Origin of the sequence: Nonomuraea sp. NPDC049269, assembly GCF_043197155.1 — a bacterium.
Classification (GTDB): domain Bacteria; phylum Actinomycetota; class Actinomycetes; order Streptosporangiales; family Streptosporangiaceae; genus Nonomuraea.
The window spans coordinates 477737-492239 of the sequence record NZ_JBICSO010000010.1 but is presented as its reverse complement, the minus strand read 5'-3'; the positions used below and the strand labels follow the sequence as shown (position 1 = coordinate 492239).

The window sequence follows — 14503 nt, the reverse complement described above, 5'->3', positions numbered from 1 at the left end:
AGACCATGAGCACCCTACGCGAGTACCTGTCGCACAAGCGCACGGCCCTGCTGGCCCGCCGGCAGGCGCCCGCCGCCGGACCGGTCCCGCTGCACGCCCACGTCACCGCCGAGGGCCGCAGCGGAATCCGGCGGGTCAGGATCCGCGACTTCCAGATCATCAGCGACAGCGGCCCCGACTTCGCCGGCTACGACCTCGGCCCCACTTCCCCCGAGCTCCAGGCCGGTGTGCTCGGCAGTTGCGTCACCCACATCTTCCTCATCAAGGCGGCCGAACTGGCGGTGCCGATCGACGCGCTCGAGGTGGACGTGCACGCCGAGTACGACCCTCGAGCCCAGCAGCCGGGCGACAGCGGCATCCCGGTCCACCCGCACAACTTCCGCTACGAGGTGCTGATCGACTCGCCCGCCGCGGACGATGAACTGGCCAGACTGCATGCCGAGGTGGAGCGGGTGTGCCCGATACTCAACCTGATCCGCAATCCACAGCCGGTCAGCGGAACGGTGGTCCGGACCCGACGCAGCTCGGCAGCCGTCAGCTGACGCCCACGTGGTCAGCTCCGGCGCAGCCGTGGCACGCTCGCGACGAGCCGGCGTGTGTGGGGATGGCCCGGTGAGCCGAGTACGTCGGCGCTCGCCCCCCGCTCCACGATCCGCCCCCGGTCGAGTACGGCGATCTCGTCGCACAGGGCGGCGACCACGGCCAGGTCGTGCGAGATCATCACCACCGTCAGGTCCCTGGCGGTGTTCAGCTCGCGCAGCAACTCCACCAGGCGCACGCGGGTGGTGACGTCCAGCGCGCTGACTGGCTCGTCGGCCAGCAGGATCCGCGGCTCGCACACGATGGCCCTGGCGATCGCGATGCGCTGCCGCTGTCCGCCGGAGAACTCGTGCGGATAGCGGCGGGCGGCGTCCGCGGGCAGGCCGACGGCCCGCAGCGTCCGCACCACCCGGTCGCCGATCTCGTCGCGGGCGCCGATCCGCATCGCGCGCAGCGGCTCCGACACGATGCGGTCCACCCGTTGCCGGGGATCCAGCGAGGAGTACGGATCCTGGAACACCGGCTGGACGCTGCGCCGGAACTCGCGGTCCGGGCGCAGGGGACGGCCGTCGAAGAGCACCTCGCCGCTGCTCGGCCTGGCCAGGCCCAGCAGCAGCCGCAGCAGCGTCGTCTTGCCCGCGCCCGACTCGCCCACCAGCGCCAGATTGCGCCCCGGCGACACGGCGACCGAGACGTCGGAGAGCACAGGCGCTCCGCCCCGGTAGGCGTACCCGGCCGACCGGGTCTCCAGGATGGTCACGGCGCCAGCCGATCGAGCTCGGCCTCGAACTCCCACGCGCTGTCCACCAGCGACCGCGTGTAGGTGTGCCGCGGCTCCCTCACGATGTCCTCCGTCCTTCCCGACTCCACCGCCGAGCCGTCCCTGAGTACGATCAACCGGTCCGCCACGCCGGCGACCACGGCGAGGTCGTGGCCGATGAACAGCAGCGCCATCCCCTTCTCGGTGACCAGGCCGTCGAGCAGCGCCAGCACGTCGGCCTGCACGCTCACGTCGAGCGCCGTGGTCGGCTCGTCGGCGATCAGCAGGTCCGGCTCACAGGCCAGCGCCATGGCGATGGCCGCGCGCTGCCGCTGGCCGCCGGAGACCTCGTGCGGGTACGCGCTCGCGATCCGTTCCGGCAGGCGTACCTCCTCCAACGCCGTCAGGACGGCGGTCCGCAACGCCGCGCCCCGCAGTCCGCGCCGGCGCCGGATGGGCCCGGCGACCTGCCTGCCGATGCGCATCAGCGGGTCCAGCGCCATCAGCGGCTCCTGGAACACCGCGCTCACGGCCCGGCCGCGGACGCGGTCCAGCCGCCGGTCCGCCGCGCCGACGACCTGCGTACCGGACACCAGCACGCTGCCCTGCGCGGTCAGGCCCGCGGGAAGCAGGCTCAGAACGGCCAGCGCGGTCAGCGACTTGCCCGAGCCGGATTCGCCGATCAGGCCCAGCCGCTCGCCGGGCGCCAGCGTGAACGACAGGCCGTGGAGCAGCTCGTGGCCGTCGGCCCGGCGCACCGACAGGTCGTCGACGTCCAGTAGCGTCATCGGCTCCTCCCCGGTGCGAGGTCGCGCAGGCCGTCGGCGACCAGGTTCACGCCGACGACGAGCACGACCAGCAGTATGCCCGGCGCTATGGCGCCGACCGGCGCGGTGAGCACGGTGGCCTGGGCCTCGTGCAGCAGCCGGCCCCAGGAGGCGTTCGGCGGGGGCGGGCCGAGGCCGAGGTAGGACAGCGACGCCTCGGCCAGCACCGCCAGACCGAACTGGAGGGCCAGGTTGACCAGGAGCGTCGGCCAGATGTTCGGCAGCACATGCTCGACGATCACCCGGGGCCACGAGCTGCCCGACGTGCGGGCCGCCGTGATGTAGTCCTGCGCGAGCACCCGTTTGACCAGGATCCTGGTCAAACGGGCCACCACCGCCGACATGGCCAACCCGATCGCCAGCACCGCCGAGCCGAGCGACGCCTCGCGCACCGCCACCACCAGCATGGCCAGCAGCAGCGTCGGGAAGGCGATGAGCGCGTCGAGCGCCGCCGCCAGCGCGTCGTCCAGCCACCGCGTCGCGAACCCGGCGGCCAGCCCCGCCGCCACCCCGAGTACACCCCCGAGCAGCACGGACCCGGCCCCGGCCGTCAGCGCGATGCGGGCGCCGATCATGAGGTGGGTGAACAGATCACGGCCCAGCTTGTCGGTGCCCAGCAGGTGCGCTCCGCCCGGCGGCACCAGCCGGCCGCCCGAGGTGTCGGCCGGATCGTACGGCAGCCACACCAGCGACACGGCGGCCACGGCGAGCACCACCCCGACCAGCACACAACCCGCGACGAACCCCTTCACGGCCGCCCCAGCCGGGTGCGCAGGCGGGGATCGACCAGGCGTTGCGCCACGTCGGCGGCGAACCCGATCACCAGGACCGCGAACGTGCTGACCGCGAGCACGCCCTGGATCACCGGATAGTCGTGCTCGGCGATGCCCTTGACCAGCAGGGCGCCGAGCCCTGGCAACGCGAACACGCTCTCCACCACCACCGCGCCGAGGAACGTGGTGGCCAGCTCGATGCCGAGGATCGAGATGACGGGCGCCGCCGCGCTGCGCAGGCCGTGCCGCCACATCGCGCCGGCGAACGACTCGCCCAGCGCCCGCGCGGTACGCAGGTGGTCGCTGCCCAGCACGTCCAGCGTGGCCGAGCGGACGTACCTGATGAGCGAGGCCGACATGACCAGCGCGATGGTGACGACCGGCAGCACCAGCGCCGCCAGCGCGCGACCCGGCTCGGCCCAGTCCTCGCGCGGGAACCCGCCAGCCGGCAGCAGCCGAAGCCGCAGCGCGAACACCGTCACCAGCAGCATGCCGATCCAGAACACCGGCACCGCGATGCCGAACTGCGCGAACCCGCTGAGCAGCGGCCCGTACCAGCGCCCGGCCCGACGGGCGGCCAGGAAGCCGACCGGCACCGCCACCGCCACGGCCAGGACGAAGGCCAGCAGCGTCAGCGGCACGGTGACCGCCAGCCGGGCGGCGATCTCGCCCCCGACTGGCAGTCTGCTGACGTAGGAGGTGCCAAGGTCGAGCCGGACGAGCCCGCCCAGCCAGGCGGCGTACTGCGCGGGCAGCGGCAGGTCCGAGCCGGTCTGGCGGCGCGCCGACGCGATCTGCTCCGGCGTCGCGCCCATGGGCAGCAACGCGTTCGACGGATCGCCGGGCAGCAGCCGCAGCAGCACGAACAGCAGCGAGGCCGCCAGCAGCAGCGAACCCAGCAGGAAGGCGGTGCGGCGCAGCAGGTAGCGCGCCATCAGCCCTTCTTGATCCCGTACGCGTAGAACTGCGAGTTCAGGCCGTTGACCGGATAGCCCGACAGCTTCGACGAGGCCACGACGATCTGCGGATACAGGTAGAGCCAGTCACTGGCCGCGTCCTCGGCGATCTGCCTGTTGGCCTTCTTCAGCAGCCCGGTCTGCTCCTCGGCGGTCTTCGCCTGCTCCGCCTGCTTGATCCACTCGGTGACCTGCTTGTTGTCGTAACCCCAGTAGAAGTCCGGATTGCCGTACCAGACCACGTCGCGGTCGTTGACGTGCTCCTGCAAGGTGGCGGCGAAGTCGTGGTTCTTGAACACCTTGCTGTACCACTCGTCGGCGGTGATCACGTTGATGTCGACGGTGATGCCGACCTTGGCCAGCTCGCTCTTGATGAACGTGGCCGCCGTCGGGTGCGGGTCGTAGTTGGGCGTGTCGAGGGTGAAGCGGAAGCCCTTCGCGTACCCCGCCTCGGCGAGCTGCCGCTTGGCCAGTTCCACGTCGTACGGGTCGATCGAGGTCAGGTCCTCGTACCACGGGTCCGTGGGCGGCACCATCGAGCCGATCAGGCTGCCGTGGCCCGCCCAGATCGACTCCAGCAGCTTGGCGTCGTCGATCGCGGCGGAGACGGCCTTGCGCACCAGCGGCTTGTCGAACGGCGCCTTCCTGTCGTTGAAGGCGAGCAGCAGCTTGGTCGTGGAGTGGCCCTCGCTGACCTTGTAGTCGGCGTTGCCGGTGAACTGGCTCAGCGCGTCCGGGCTCTGCTCGCTGGTGACGATGTCCACGGCGCCGGTCAGCAACGCGTTGTTGAGCGCGGTGGCCTCGGTGAAGTAGTGGAACACCACGCCGCCGTTGGCCGGCCGCGGCCCCCAGTAGCCGGGGAAGGGCTCGAGGCTGAGCGTGGAGCCGCGCTTCCAAGCCCCCAGCTTGTACGGTCCCGTGCCGTCTTCGCCCGTCGCCAGGTTCTTGGCGTCGGCGTTGACGATCGACACGTAGCTGAGGTTGTACACCAGGGAGATCGACCTGCTCGCCAGCGTGACCACCACGGTGCGGTCGTCGGGCGCGGCCACGGACTTGATCACCTCGAGCTGGCTCTTGCGCGCCGACTGGGAGTCCTCGGCGGTGACCCGCTCGATGCTGTGCTTCACGTCCGCGGCGGTCAGCGCCTTGCCCGAGTGGAACTTCACGCCTTGGCGCAGCTTGAACGTGTAGGTGAGGCCGTCGCCGGACACCTCCTGGCTCTCCGCCAGGAGGTTCTCCACCTTGCCCGCGTCGGTGAGCTTGAACAGGCCCTCGTAGACGTTGCCGTTGAACGCCTCCGTCACGCCTTGGCCGCCGCCGCCCGTGTTGTCGAGGTTCTGCGGTTCGTACAGGGAACCGATCTCGATCGTGGCGGCGGCCGTGCCGCTGCTCGGGCCCTTCTGGGGCGCGGCCGCCGGTCCCGATCCGCATGCGGCGAGAGCGAGGGCCAATGCGACCGCGACACCGGCGAACTTCCTGGTCAACGTAACTCCTGAGCAAAGCGGCCACCACGCGGGGCGCTTCTATGTATATCCGGTAGGTAAGGTTTATTATAGGTGACCACCCCACCCCTCGACGTCGGCCCGTCAGAAGCCGATCTCCTCGCGGACCAGCACCACGGTGCCGCGTTCCGGGAGGGCCTCGCGTTCCACGATGAGGATCTTGCCGATGAAGGACGACTGACCGACCGCCCGCAGCCGGAGGTCCTCCCGCGGCAGGCTGTAGGAGCGCACCCGGCGCAGGCCGGTCTCCAGGTCCGGGACCACCTTCTGGGCGCCGACCACCCAGATGACCTTGCGGGCGCCGGAGGCGTACGGCGCGAGCTGACTGCCGCTCGCGGAGGCGACGACCAGGCGCCCGCCCTCCGTCACCGCGTGTACGCTGCCGACCACCACATCGGGAGTGGCGCCCAGGCGGATATGGGCGTCGACGTCGCTCCCGAGGTCGCCGGCCCGCGCGCGGACCGACACGAAGTCACCCGACTCGTCGATGTCGGCGGCGATGCCGGACAGCCGCAAGGTCTCACTGGAGGTGGTGAACACGCTCCGGTCCCGCGGCAGGAGCTCGATGACGAGCGCGCGTACGCTGTCCGGCGGCCAGCAGCAGCGCGTCGCCATCGCCAGGGCGCTGGCGCTGGAGCCCAAGTTGCTGCTGTTCGACGAGCCGACCTCCGCGCTGGACCCTGAGCTGGTAGGGGAGGTGCTGGACGTCATCAAGGACCTCGCCCGCGGCGGCACCACGATGATCGTGGTCACTCATGAGATCGGGTTCGCCCGCGAGGTGGCCGACACCGTGGTCTTCATGGACGCCGGCCGCATCGTCGCCAAGTACGAGATCGTCTTCAACAACGTCACGGGCACCGAGGAACGCAAGGACACCTACGACTTCGCGACATACCGGATCGACCAGCTCGGCTGGCAGGTCCCCGACAACAGCCCGATCAAGAAGATCGCCAAGCCCGCCGACATCGCCGGGCTGCGCGTCTCGGTGGGCTCCGGCACGAACCAGGAGAAGATCCTGCTCGACTGGGACAAGCAGAACAAGGCCGCCGGGCTGAAGCCGGTCGAGATCCTCTACTACGAGAAGTACGGCGACGTACTGCTGGGGCTCAAGTCCGGCCGCGTCCAGGCGTACTTCGGCCCGAACCCGTCCATCGCCTACAACATCGCCGTCAGCGGCGGATCCAGGATCGTCGGCACGTTCTCCGGTGCCGGGCCGGACCTGCAGGGACTCATCGCGGCCATGACCAAGAAGGGCAACGGCCTGGAGTACACCTCTCGCTACGGCTCCAACGATGAGCTCGCGAGGTATCCGGAGGCCGAGTTCGCGCCGCCGCACGGCGCGTTCCGCCGCTACGACGCGGCGACCGCCGAGCTCAAGCGCGTCTGGACGCGTCCGCATCACCGGGGGGCCGGGCTCGGCCGCCTCGTCGTGCGCGAGTTGGAGCGGGGTGGCCTTCGCCAGGAACCTAATTCCATGTATATCCAGTAGGCAATAGCGATTATGTGGTAGCTTCATGTTCATGATCCACGGTCTTCTCCTGACGACCCGCCCGCACGTGGACTTCGCCCGCGTCGCCAGCGCGCAGTGTCGCTGACCGCCTCACCTGTACGCATCCTGGCGGCATCTCCGGCAGGGCAGGCCGTCTTGATCGATCCGGGCGCGGACTCCGGTGTGCGTTCTTCCCGGCGTCCGACGACCTGAGTGGCAGCGGGAACCGACATATGCGGGGAGGACGCGCATGAGCGCGGTCGTGGTGGTCGGCGCGGGTCCGGCCGGAACGTGCCTGATGGAGCGGATCTGCGCCAACGCCGCGCGGATCGGCCGGGGAGGTGTGCTGGACCTGCACATCGTGGACCCGTATCCGCCGGGTGCGGGCCGCCGATGGCGGATCGGGCAGCCCGACGCGCTGAAAGCCGACTCGGCGACCGAGGATCTCACCCTCTTCCCCGATGGCGCGGGTCCGTCGCTGGCGGACTGGCTCGGTGGCGGGTCCGGGCACTCTGCCTCGCGGTCCCAGGTCGGCGGGTATCTGGCGGACGCGTTCGAGCGCACGGTACGCCTCGCACCCGGCGATGTCCGTGTAAGCGTGCACGAGGCCAGGGCGGTCGGCCTCACCGAGTCGGCGGGACGGCAACGGGTGGCGCTGTCCACCGGCGGGTCGCTGGAGGCCGACGCGGTGGTGCTGGCGCACGGGCAGCCCGAGGTGCCGCCCTCGACGGCGGAGACGGCGGAGATCGCCTTCGCCGCCCGGCACGGGCTGGCCTACCTGCCTGCCGGTCATGCCGCCGACCTCGATCCGGACGTCGTCCCGGCCGGTCGGCCGGTGCTGGCGCGCGGCACGGGACGGGCGTTCGCCGACCTGGTGGCGCTGCTCACCGTCGGGCGTGGCGGACGGTTCATCGAAGGAGACCGGGGTGAGCCGGTCTACCTGCCGAGCGGCCACGAGCCGCTGCTGCACGTGGGCTCGCGACGCGGCGTGCCGCACCACGCCCGGCCCGGCTACCGCCTCGCGGGCCCACCTCCCGGCCTGGAACGGCTCCCGACCAGCGGGGGGCAGGACGCGGCCAAGATACTGGCGTACGCGTACTACCACGAGCTGTTCACCCGACATCCAAGCCGTACCCGGACGACGTGGACCGCGTTCGAGAGCGCCTTCGAGGCGGCCGAGTGGGGTGGCAAGGAGATGCGCGCCCTGGTCACCAAGTCCGTGCCGCGCTTCGCCGACCGCCTGCGCCTCGACCGGCTGGAACGCCCGCTGCACGGCATGCGTTTCGGCGACCTCGCCGGTCTGCAGCGGTGGATGCACGGCTATCTCGCGGCCGACCTGGAGCGGGGCGCCGACCCGGCCTTCAGCGCCGACCTGGCGATGATCCACTGGCTGCTCTCCGCGCGCACCACCCTGGCGGACGACCCCTGGGTCCAGGGGCTGGTCGGCCTGCTCGCCGGTGGCCCGTCGCTCGCCCGCCAGGCCGAACTGCGCGCGCTCGCCCGGGCGGGCATCGTCACCTTCCTGGGCGCCGACCTGCGCATCCACCAGGATGAAAAGTCCGGAACGTGGCGCGCGACCAGCCCCACCGTGCCCGGCTCCACCGCGGCGCGAACGCTTCTCGAGGCCCGGCGGCCCGTGCCCGGCGTGCGCCGCGGCTCCGACCCCCTGATCGCCGGGCTGTACGCCGGCGGCGAGTGCCGGGAGACGGCGGGCCTGCTGGACGTGCGTCTCCCGGACCGGCGGCTGGTGACCCGGACCGGCGCCGTGCACGACCGCCGGTTCGCCCTCGGCTCCTGGACCGGCGGCGGCGCCCCCGGTTTCGACCGCCCCGGCGGCCCGGGGGAACTGCTGCTACAGGCTGACGCGCTGGCCCGCACCGTGCTGGCCCAGGTCGCCGGATCCTGGCTGCACGCCGCCGCATGACCAACACCAACGCGGCCACCAGTCCGCCGGAGTTGACCAGGAGCTTCGACCCCGCCGGGCGCCGGGTGATGGTCGTCTGCGCCGCCGGCGGATTCACCACCTTGCTCGACCAATCCGTGCTGAACATCGCCATCCCGGCGCTGCGCGACTCGCTGCACGCGGACGTCACGCAGGTGCAGTGGATGGTGGCCGGATACTCCCTGGCCTTCGGCCTGGCCCTCGTGCCCGGCGGGCGGCTCGGCGACATCCGGGGCAGGAAGCCGTTCTTCCTCGCCGGAGTGGCGATCTTCACGCTGGGAGCGGCGCTGGCCGGGTCGTCCCCTCACCCGTGGGCGCTCGTCGCGGCGCGGCTGCTCCAAGGGCTCGGCGGCGGGCTGGTCAACTCCCAGATGATCGGCACCATTCAGGACGTGTTCACCGGCCACGCCAGGACGCGCGCCCTCGGCCTGTACGCGGTGACCGGCGGCGTGGCGGGCGGGCTCGGGCCGCCGCTCGGCGGGGCCGTCATCGCGGTCGCGGGACCCGGCGTGGGCTGGCGGCTCGTCCTCCTTCTCGCGGTGCCGTTCGGTCTGGTCACGCTGATGCTCGCGGCCCGTCACCTGCCTCCGGCGCGGGGCCGCGTGGGCTCGCCGGACCTCGACGTCGTCGGCCTGCTGCTGATGGGCGGTCTGACGGTGGCGATGATGCTGCCGTTCGTCCAGCCCTCGGCCGGCTCGGCCTGGGGCCTCTGGGCCGCCATGGTGTCTGTGCCGGCCGGGGCGTTCGTGTGGTGGCAGCGGCGCTACGCTCGTTCCGGTCGGCGGCCGCTGGTGCATCCGGCGCTGATGCGTTCGCTGCCGTTCGCGTCGGGGGCGGTGACGGCGATGGGATATTTCGGCTCCGGGCTGGCGTCGTCGCTGGTCCTGGTCATGTTCCTGCAAGAGGGCCTCGGGCTGTCGGCGATCGCGGCGGCGGCCGTCACGCTGCCCTCGGCGGCGGCCATGGCGGCGAGTTCCGCGCTGGCCTGGCGCGTGGCGCGGCGCTTCGGGCGCCACACGGTCTCGGCGGGGCTCGCGCTGTCGGCCTGTGCCATGGTGGCCAGCGGCCTCGTCGGTCTGCTCGCCCCTCGGGCCGGCCAGCCCCTGCTGCTGGGGGTGTGCGCCATGTGCGCCGGCGCCGCCTCTGGGCTGGTCATCGCGCCGCTCCAGGCGTCGGTGCTCCAGCACGCGCCGCCGGAGGCGGCCGGAGTGGCGGGCGGCATCCTTCAGATGGCGCAGCGCATCTCGGCCGCGATCTGCATCTCGGCGGTGTCGGGCGTCTACCTGAACGCTGCCGAGCCCGGCGGGTACGGCCCGGCGTACTTACACGCGACGCTCGCCTGCGCGGGCGTCGCCGCCTCCGCGATGATCGTCTCGCTCCTCGGGACCCGGACGAGAAGATGAGCCCGTCGACGGTCTAGGGACGGGGCCGCCAGCCCAGCTCAGGGCCGAGGCGGGTGGCGATGTCGGTGAGGATCTGTACGTAGTCCTCATGCTCGAACGTGAACGGCAGCGCGAACGCGACCTCGTCGATCTCCTGGAAGGCGGCATGGGCGTAGAGCCGTTCGGCGATCTCGGCGGAGTCGCCGACGAGATCGGGCGCGAACATCATCCGCGCCGGCCCCTGGGGTACGGCGGTCCTGGGCGTACGCTTTTCGGCGAACTCCTTGTACCTGGCGCGCTGCTCGGACGAGGCCGTGTCGGTGGGGATGACCACGAGCCCCTGGGAGACGCGGGCGCGGTCGCCGTCGGGGTGGTGCGCGCGGAACTCCCGTATGTGGGAGAGCTGAATCTCGGCGAACTCCTCAGACTTCTCCGCCTTCACAACACTGCTGGTCAGGAAGTTCATGGCGTTCTCGCCCGCCCACCGGGCCGAGCGCAGGCTGCCGCCGCCGTACCACATCCGGCTGCCGAGGCCGGGGGAGTGGGGCTGGACCCGATGGGAGAAGACCTCGAAGCCCTCGACCCCGCTGAAGTCGGTGGCCGGCTCGCCGCGGACGAAGCTCAGCAGCCGCCGCACGCGTTCGTAGCCGAAGTCCTCAAGGTCACCGGTGCTGGGATAGAGCGCGTCCTTGACCTGGTCGTAGTGCATCGGCGGGCCGACGCTGACGCCCGGGTTGAGCCGGCCTCCGGACAGGACGTCCACCGTCGCCAGGTCCTCGGCCAGACGCAGCGGATTCTCCCAGCCCACAGGGATGACCGCCGTGCCCAGCTCGATGCGGCTGGTCCGCTGTGAGGCCGCCGCCAGAACGGCGACCGGTGAGGAGATGCCGTACTGCAGATGGCGGTGCCGCACCCACGCGCTGTCGAAACCCAGCCGCTCACCCAGCTCGATGACGCCGAGCGTCGACTCGTGGCCGCGGCCAGGATCAGCCTCGTCGAACAGCCCGATCGTCAGGAAACCCAGCTTGCGCAACGGTTGCGAGGGCAGCGGCATATGCGGTACTCCTTCGGCTACGTTCAGAAAAGTCATGGTATTGCGACGTCAGGGAGTACGGCGTCCGCCACGGTGATCTTCCGCTGGATCAGCCCGTTGGCGTGGAACAGGTCGGCGGCGTGCTGTTGCTCGGCGACGAACTCCTCGCTCACCGGATGCAGGCCCCACGGCCGGGTGCGCAGCGCGTGCTCCCACGCGTCGAGGTCGCCGTCGAACAGGGCCGCCGCCTCGCGCGGGTGCTCCTCGGTCCACCGGTCGGCCCGCTGCAGCGCGGCGACGATCCTGGCCAGCTCCTCGGGCTGCTCCCGCGCGAAGTCGCGGCGGGTGAACCACAGCGAGCGGTGGCTGAACAGCCCGTCCGTCTCCACGAGGGTCCTGGTGCGCGATTCGACCGGCGTCAGGTACGGATACGAGCCCACCCAGGCGTCCACGTCGCCGTTGACCAGCAGTTCGGCGGCGTTGCCGTAGGCGTCGACGGGGACGATGTCACCCCAGCCGAGCCCGGCCCGCTCCAGTGCCAGCAACAGCAGGGTGGTCTGCCATGAGCCGTGGCCGAGCGCGACCCTCTTGCCCTTCAGCTCCTCCACCGAGCCGATCGGCGAGTCCTCCCGGACCACCAGACGCCCGTTCTCGACGCGGGGCCCGGAGATCGCCACGTACACGATGTCGTGCCCCTTGGCCTGGGCGGTGACCGGGGGAGTGGAGCCGGTGCCGATGAAGTCGTACCCGCCGTCGAACAGGTGGTCTCCGTGCGAGGACGGCAGGGCCCTGGTGGGATCGACCCGCTCGCCCCGGCCCAGGGCGTTCAGGTCCACCCACTCCACATCGGGCAGCAGGTCGCGGTGGCGGGCCACCCACAGCGTGTTGTTCTGCGGGAAGAATCCGACTCGGGTGGTCATGAGGTGCGTCCTTTCAAGAGCGGCAACACGTGGCGGCCCACACGGCGGGCCTCTTCGAGATGGGGGACCCCGGCCAGGATGAAGGCGTCCACGCCGAGGTCGAGAAGCTGGTCGAGGCGTTCGGCCACCTGGTGGTAGTCGCCGACCAGGCCGAAGGCGGGGCCGTCGCGGAGCGCGCTGAACCCACCCCACACATTCGGCGCGGCCTCCAGACGGCGGTAGTCGTCACCCGCCTCGGCGAGGAAGGAGCGGCTGCGCCGCACACCGACCGAGTCGCCCCGCCCGGCGTGACCCTCCCCGGCGGCGCGGGCCTGCCAGCCCTGCCTGATCTCCTCCCACGCCTCCTCCTCGCTCTCGCGGGCGAGCAGGTCCACGCGTACGGCGAACCGGGGCGGGGTGTCGCTGTGCGCGCGCACGGCGTCGAACTTCTCCGCCAGCGCCTCGAACGGCTCCAGCCACGACAGGTAGCAGTCGGCGTGCCGGCCGGCGGCGTCGATGGCGGCGGGGGAGGAGCCGGAGAAGAAGATCTCCGGGAACGGCTGCCCCGCCAGTTCCTCGGGCAGTCCCGCGTCCTCGACCTGGTAGAAGCGGCCGTGGTGGGTGTGGCCGCCCGCCCAGACGCCCTTGAGCACGTCCAGGAACTCGGAGGTACGGGCGTAGCGGTCGTCGTGGTCCACCTTGTCGCCCCACCACAGCTGCGCGGGACCGCCGCCGCCGGAGATGACGTTGTAGACGATCCGGCCGCCGGTCGCCTGCTGGAGCGTGGCCGTCATCCGGGCGGCCTGCACCGGATGCAGGAAGCCGGGCTGGAAGGCGACCATGAACCGGTAGGACGTGGTCTCGCGGGCCAGCGTCGCGGCAGCCGCCCATGGGTCGTCGGTGTGCGGGAAGTTCGGCAGCAGCCCGCCGACGAAGCCCGACTCCTCGGCGGCCCTTGCCACCTCGGCCATGTAGTCGGCGTGGCTGTAGCCGTCGTCCAGGCCGTCTCGCGTGCCGGGCGCGGTCCCGCCAGGGGTGAAGCCGCCACGGCTGCGGACCCGGCGGCGCAGCGAGGGCTGGTCGCCCTCCATGTGGATGCGCCAATAGATGTCAACCGGCAAGAGACCGCTCCTTCACGTGCTCGCCGAGGTGGTAGACGTCCTCGGTCTGGAGGAAGAACTCGGTGACACCCCGCGCGGCGTACTCGCCGACGGCGTCGAGGGAGGGCAGGCGCAGGCCGTACCGCAGACCGGGCAGCTCGGGGATCAGCGTGCCCAGATCGTCGTCGGCGGAGAAGACGTGCACGTCCGCGTGGCGCCGTGACAGGGCCAGAGCCTGCGGCGAGGTCCCCGACAGGTACATCTCCGGGAAGGGCGGCGCCGACAGCGGCGGCGCGACACCGCCCCCCGCCACCTCGTAGAAGTCGCCGTGGAAGTCGAAGGCGCCCTGCCAGACGCCCTTGGCGACGGTCAGGAACTCCGCCGCGCGGGCGTAACGGTCGTCGCCGGTCAGGAAGTCGCCCTGCGCCCTGGCCACGGCCGCGTCCAGATCCACCGCCACCTGCCAGCCGAGCCGGCCGGCGGCGAAGCGCTGCAGGGAGGCCGAGAGTTTGGCCGCGTACACGGGCGTGGCGACACCGGGGTGGAACTCGGCGACGACGCGCAGGTGGCGGGTGCGGCGCAGAACGTTCGCCGCGACGGTCAGCGACTCCTGCCCTCCGGGGTCGAAGGGCACCAGCGCGCCGGCGAGCCCGGCCAGGTCGGCGGCCACGGCGGTCCGCCCGGCCGGGTCGGCGAGCGCGGGGCGCACGTCGCTGACGAAGGCGGGCAACTCCGCACGGACGGGGCTCCTCGTGGGCAGGATCACATGGAAGCGGGGCGGGCTCGTGGTGTCGCGGGCCATCACGCCACCGCCGCCATGGGCAGCTCTTCCAGGAGCGCGTCGATGCGCGGGCGCAGCTCCTCGGCGAGCGGGTCGATCTGCGTGTCCAGGACGAACAGCCCGCGCGTGACGTGCCGCGCGCCCAGCACGCTCAGCACCGGGCGCAGGGCATAGTCCACGGCCAGCAGATGCGCGACCGTCCCGCCCGTGGCCACCGGCACGACCGTCTTGCCGGCGAAGGCCCCCTGCGGCAGCACGTCCAGAAAGGCCTTCAGCAGGCCGGTGTAGGCCGCCTTGTAAATAGGGGTGGCGACGACGATCACGTCGGCCACCGCCACCTGGCGCGCGGCCTCCTCCAGCTCCGGGTGGACGGCGTCGCCGCGCAACAGCGCCTCGGCGGGCAGCTCGCGCAGCCGCAGGACCCTGGCCGGCCGGTCCACCCGACCGGCCAGATGGTCGAGCAGGCGACCGGTACGTGAGACGGCGGAGGGACTCCCCGAGATGAACAAGACGGTCATG

The 14503-nt window shown here is 71.6% G+C and carries 15 protein-coding genes and 1 pseudogene; 5 read left to right on the top strand and 11 right to left on the bottom strand.

The genetic code is table 11. The features are described from left to right. Positions 1-5 precede the first annotated feature (5 nt). Entirely contained in the window at positions 6-542 is a 537-nt protein-coding gene (locus tag ACGFNP_RS48675) for an OsmC family protein (RefSeq protein ID WP_393329930.1), read from the top strand. An 11-nt stretch (positions 543-553) separates the two neighbouring features. Here the strand turns inward: ACGFNP_RS48675 and ACGFNP_RS48670 are convergent, their stop codons facing one another. From ACGFNP_RS48670 to ACGFNP_RS48645, 6 genes are all read right to left on the bottom strand, one after another. Beyond that, entirely contained in the window at positions 554-1300 is a 747-nt protein-coding gene (locus tag ACGFNP_RS48670) for an ABC transporter ATP-binding protein (protein WP_393329928.1), read from the bottom strand. Further along, positions 1297-2088, bottom strand: a complete 792-nt coding sequence (locus tag ACGFNP_RS48665) for an ABC transporter ATP-binding protein (protein ID WP_358327640.1) — start codon at positions 2086-2088, stop codon at positions 1297-1299. The genes ACGFNP_RS48670 and ACGFNP_RS48665 overlap by 4 nt, the downstream gene beginning before the upstream one ends. Then, positions 2085-2879: an ABC transporter permease gene (locus ACGFNP_RS48660; RefSeq protein ID WP_358327638.1), complete on the bottom strand. Its 795-nt coding sequence runs from the start codon at positions 2877-2879 to the stop codon at positions 2085-2087. The genes ACGFNP_RS48665 and ACGFNP_RS48660 overlap by 4 nt, the downstream gene beginning before the upstream one ends. Next, a complete protein-coding gene (locus ACGFNP_RS48655; RefSeq protein ID WP_358327635.1) occupies positions 2876-3835 on the bottom strand; it encodes an ABC transporter permease in 960 nt (319 codons plus the stop codon). The genes ACGFNP_RS48660 and ACGFNP_RS48655 overlap by 4 nt, the downstream gene beginning before the upstream one ends. Beyond that, positions 3835-5340, bottom strand: a complete 1506-nt coding sequence (locus ACGFNP_RS48650; RefSeq protein ID WP_393329925.1) for an ABC transporter substrate-binding protein — start codon at positions 5338-5340, stop codon at positions 3835-3837. Before ACGFNP_RS48650 ends, ACGFNP_RS48655 begins: the two co-directional genes overlap by 1 nt. Positions 5341-5442: 102 nt before the next feature. Further along, positions 5443-5973 (bottom strand): LUD domain-containing protein, encoded by a 531-nt coding sequence (locus tag ACGFNP_RS48645; RefSeq protein ID WP_393329923.1) that lies wholly within the window; start codon positions 5971-5973, stop codon positions 5443-5445. Here ACGFNP_RS48645 and ACGFNP_RS48640 point away from each other — a divergent pair. The 4 genes and pseudogenes from ACGFNP_RS48640 to ACGFNP_RS48625 all read left to right on the top strand — a co-directional run. After that, positions 5855-6178, top strand: a pseudogene (locus tag ACGFNP_RS48640) (ATP-binding cassette domain-containing protein); the annotation flags it as partial. The gene ACGFNP_RS48645 and the pseudogene ACGFNP_RS48640 sit on opposite strands and share 119 nt — an antisense overlap. Positions 6179-6872: 694 nt before the next feature. Continuing rightward, positions 6873-6953, top strand: a complete 81-nt coding sequence (locus ACGFNP_RS48635; RefSeq protein WP_358327897.1) for a putative leader peptide — start codon at positions 6873-6875, stop codon at positions 6951-6953. Positions 6954-7097: 144 nt separating this feature from the next. Further along, positions 7098-8771, top strand: a complete 1674-nt coding sequence (locus ACGFNP_RS48630) for an FAD/NAD(P)-binding protein (protein ID WP_393329922.1) — start codon at positions 7098-7100, stop codon at positions 8769-8771. After that, a complete protein-coding gene (locus tag ACGFNP_RS48625; RefSeq protein WP_358327628.1) occupies positions 8768-10192 on the top strand; it encodes an MFS transporter in 1425 nt (474 codons plus the stop codon). Before ACGFNP_RS48630 ends, ACGFNP_RS48625 begins: the two co-directional genes overlap by 4 nt. A 13-nt stretch (positions 10193-10205) precedes the next feature. Here ACGFNP_RS48625 and ACGFNP_RS48620 read toward each other — a convergent pair whose 3' ends face one another. From ACGFNP_RS48620 to ssuE, 5 genes are read right to left on the bottom strand one after another with little or no spacing between them, the layout of a single operon-like run. Next, a complete protein-coding gene (locus tag ACGFNP_RS48620; RefSeq protein WP_393329920.1) occupies positions 10206-11225 on the bottom strand; it encodes an LLM class flavin-dependent oxidoreductase in 1020 nt (339 codons plus the stop codon). Positions 11226-11257: 32 nt separating this feature from the next. Then, positions 11258-12124 carry an ABC transporter substrate-binding protein gene (locus ACGFNP_RS48615; RefSeq protein ID WP_393329918.1) on the bottom strand — a complete coding sequence of 289 codons (867 nt, stop codon included), beginning with the start codon at positions 12122-12124 and terminating at the stop codon, positions 11258-11260. Then, entirely contained in the window at positions 12121-13224 is a 1104-nt protein-coding gene (locus ACGFNP_RS48610) for an LLM class flavin-dependent oxidoreductase (RefSeq protein ID WP_393329917.1), read from the bottom strand. The genes ACGFNP_RS48615 and ACGFNP_RS48610 overlap by 4 nt, the downstream gene beginning before the upstream one ends. Beyond that, entirely contained in the window at positions 13214-14005 is a 792-nt protein-coding gene (locus tag ACGFNP_RS48605; protein ID WP_393329916.1) for an LLM class flavin-dependent oxidoreductase, read from the bottom strand. Before ACGFNP_RS48605 ends, ACGFNP_RS48610 begins: the two co-directional genes overlap by 11 nt. After that, positions 14005-14502, bottom strand: coding sequence for an NADPH-dependent FMN reductase (ssuE, locus tag ACGFNP_RS48600; protein WP_393329915.1), 498 nt, complete (start codon positions 14500-14502; stop codon positions 14005-14007). The genes ACGFNP_RS48605 and ssuE overlap by 1 nt, the downstream gene beginning before the upstream one ends. Position 14503 lies beyond the last annotated feature (1 nt).